Source organism: Vibrio sp. YT-19(2023), assembly GCF_033337395.1.
In genome coordinates, this window is the sequence record NZ_JAWOQN010001191.1 from 1 (window position 1) to 511 (window position 511).

Here is a 511-nt window from a genome sequence, read left to right on the forward strand (position 1 = left end):
GGCACACGTAATTTGGTGAATGGTTCAGCCCAAATACGCAACGTACCTTTTGCACGTTGTTCCATGAAGACCAATTTCCACTTGTTGTAACGAAGCGCAGTTAAATCGCCATCGTCCGAGAAGTAGAAAATCTCTTCACGCGGTGCTTTCTCTTCTTTACCAGTGAGGTATGGCAGGAAGTTATAACCATCTAGGTGAACTTTGTAGTTCATCTTGCCAACTTTCTTACCTTTCAGTAGCTCGTCTTTAACTTTAGTGTCACCTGCTGCTGCAACCAATGTTGGGAAGAAGTCTTCAAGAGACATCATGCCATTAAAGGTTTCGCCAGCATTGATGTGACCAGGCCATTTGATAAGAGCAGGAACACGGAAGCTGCCTTCCCAACCTGTATTCTTCTCACTACGGAATGGCGTCATACCTGCGTCCGGCCATAGGTCAACCATCGGGCCATTATCTGTGGTGTAAACGATGATAGTGTTGTCATCAACACCAAGATCTTTCACTTTTTTCA

General features: G+C 45.0%; 1 protein-coding gene. It reads right to left on the reverse strand.

The window, feature by feature from the left end; genetic code table 11:
• A partial coding sequence (locus tag R7E78_RS30775; protein ID WP_318059226.1) for a sulfatase-like hydrolase/transferase occupies positions 1-511 on the reverse strand: 511 nt, incomplete at both ends.